Annotated in this window: 2 protein-coding genes; both read right to left on the reverse strand. The window is 46.0% G+C overall.

Annotated elements, in window-relative coordinates:
* Positions 1-367 precede the first annotated feature (367 nt).
* Complete coding sequence (locus tag ACWGSK_RS27545) at positions 368-1,105, reverse strand: hypothetical protein (protein ID WP_024195005.1); 738 nt, start codon at positions 1,103-1,105, stop codon at positions 368-370.
* A gap of 773 nt (positions 1,106-1,878) precedes the next feature.
* Entirely contained in the window at positions 1,879-2,079 is a 201-nt protein-coding gene (locus ACWGSK_RS27550; RefSeq protein WP_057527577.1) for an antitoxin VbhA family protein, read from the reverse strand.
* Between the last annotated feature and the right edge of the window lie 451 nt (positions 2,080-2,530).

Genomic DNA, 2,530 nt, shown 5'->3' on the forward strand with positions numbered 1-2,530 from the left:
CAAGCTGGGCTGTATGCACGAACTCCCCGTTCAACCCGACTACCGCGCCTATTCAGGTAACTGTACTCTTGAATCCAACCCTGACAGACACGACAAAGCGCCACTGGCGGTAGCCACTGGTAACAGGTTTAGAGGAGGAGAGTCTTGAAGTTTCGGGTGCGATAAGGCTACACTGAAAGGACAGTTTTGGTGACTGTGCTCCTCCAAGCCAGTTACCGCGGTTCAAAAGAGCGTCAACTCTTGCGAACCTTCGAAAAAACCACCTTGCCGGGTGGTTTTTTCGTTTCAAGGCTAAGATACGCTTTAAAATGGTTAGCGGTCAAGAAGTCAGGCTTCCTTCTAAGCTCAAGATTAGTCAAAAAAAGCATCATTTTTCAGGAAACATTTTTGCTAACATCTTATTTTTCCATTCATCATGAGAAAGATAAGTGGGCTTCCACTCCAGACTCTCCCATCCGCAAACAAGAAAATTTATGGAAAAGGCAGCATCGTAGTTAGATATAGTATTAACGCCGAGATTAACCTTATAAAGCATGCCTATTGACTGCATGAAACCTATCGCAATCATTATATCCTGGAATGAAATATCTAACTTTGATCTTATCTTACTTAACGTCACACTAATAGAAACCTGATCTTTTGATCTGATAGATAACAAATAAATAAAAAGCTTTAGTGAATTTAGCTCGACTGGACTTCGATTGCTCATTGACTCAAATGCTGTAATTCTACCAGAACCATCTACAAACCCAGCAAACGGCAGTTTTGCCCAGTATCCTTGTGATGACTTGAATCTGGTTTCTGAAAAAACCTTCCCAGTTCTCTTCACACCCATCAAATAATATTTTTTCTTTTTGTCACCCTCAAAATTCAGCAACTCCAATTCATATAGTTTTTTCAAACCATTGCTGACCAACTTACGGCTAAGCGAGGCGTACTTGGTCAATTGGTCATAAGTTAAAGAGGTACAATAGTTCCCATTTTCATCTAAGTTGCTAGTTAAGCAAATTAAAATATATATTTTAATGGCAGCAATGCTTGAAGATAAATTATTCCTCTTGAAAAGTTTTAAAACTTCTTTTTCTCGAAGAGCGTAATAAGGCATGGGCTTCCAAAAGGGCGTCATTTATCCTCCAAAATACATGTGTAGACAAATCAGCAGCATGACCACTGACAGAATCAGCCGCGATAAATCCATCGAGATACGAGCAATGCGCTCAAGTAAAGCTACCCAGTTTTCAGGTGACATAATCAATCTCCCAGTGGTCATGAATGCGTTTTTAAAAATTATGACCGAGAACCCTAAAGACTTATAGTCTTTAGGGTTAAATCTTTCTAGAATAAGCGCACACTAAAAAATCATTATTATCAGTACGTTGTATAAAAATAATAGTTCATGTTAATACCAGAATAGTGCACGTAATCCATTTTATAGCAGCATCATGCCTGAGTGATCTTCATATCAGAGTCCTATTTACCATAACATCCCTTGCCCGCACCCCCAGAAAGGCCCTCAGCGCGTTTCTGCCGCATCCGGGCCGTTTTGGGCACCTTTCCCTGCCTGTATCGTGAAAAAACGCCCCTGATGATTTTGGCGCGGCTGCATGGCTATGCACACGAGTGAATGGTCGGGGGTTTCGCGCGGAAGCTGTCACCAAAGGGGGATTTCCGGTGATTAACTCACCCGATAACGGTGAACGGGTGCACAGTTTACTGTGCGGTCGTGAGGCGTTGGCCAAGCCGCCAGGCGCGGCAGGAAATCGCCAAAGGGGTCGGATTTAACGAGGAGGAACCGGAGTACCTGACGGGTGTCGGGCAGGAGCCTGACCAGGAGGATTTGGCGTGCCGGCGGTACTCCAAAGACACATCTTGTCCGCGTCAGTTGCTGTCAGCGCGCTTCTGGTAATGAGCCAGTATTTCAGCGAGGCCTTCTCCATAGGTAATCTCACCGGAAAGAATACGTGCCTTAACCGATTCATAGAGCGGCGTTCCAGAGGGGTCCATGCCTTCAAGCCGGAGAGAAGCCTCGGCCTTACGGAATCCGTCTACACGAAGTTGTCGTGTACGATCATCGAGCATGGGTTTTCCTTTGAGCAGTCATGCGAATAAGGCAGGCGTAAAGTTAGCTAACTTTACATGTCCTGCCCGGATATTGCCGTTGTACCGTTGTGCAGGGAAAAGTGGAAAACGACAAGAAACCGTTGCAGCCGAGTGTGTAATCAGGGTGGAAACGGGTGTACCGAGCGATCCGAGCCCTGTTCAGCATTACAGACATTACGCTTCCTCGGTCATTCGCTCACTTCGTTCGGTCATGACGCTGCGGCGAGCGTTACTTGCTCAGGCAGAAGGCCATGACGGAGAGTGAAAGAGAGCTGAGACGTTGCCGGTTTTCCATAGGCTTCGCCCTCCTGACGAGACTCACAGAAATCAGGCGATTTCTGGTGCTCAAATCAGAAGTGGCGAAACCCGACAGGACTTAAAGATCCCCACCGTTTCCGATGGGTCGCTCCCTCGTGCGCTCTCCTGTTCC

The sequence above is a fragment of the Nocardiopsis sp. NPDC055551 genome, assembly GCF_053619415.1.

Coding starts and splice junctions, on each gene's coding strand:
- ACWGSK_RS27545 (WP_024195005.1), bottom strand. CDS start 1,105: ATGCCTTATTACGCTCTTCGAGAAAAAGAAGTTTTAAAACTTTTCAAG.
- ACWGSK_RS27550 (WP_057527577.1), bottom strand. CDS start 2,079: ATGCTCGATGATCGTACACGACAACTTCGTGTAGACGGATTCCGTAAG.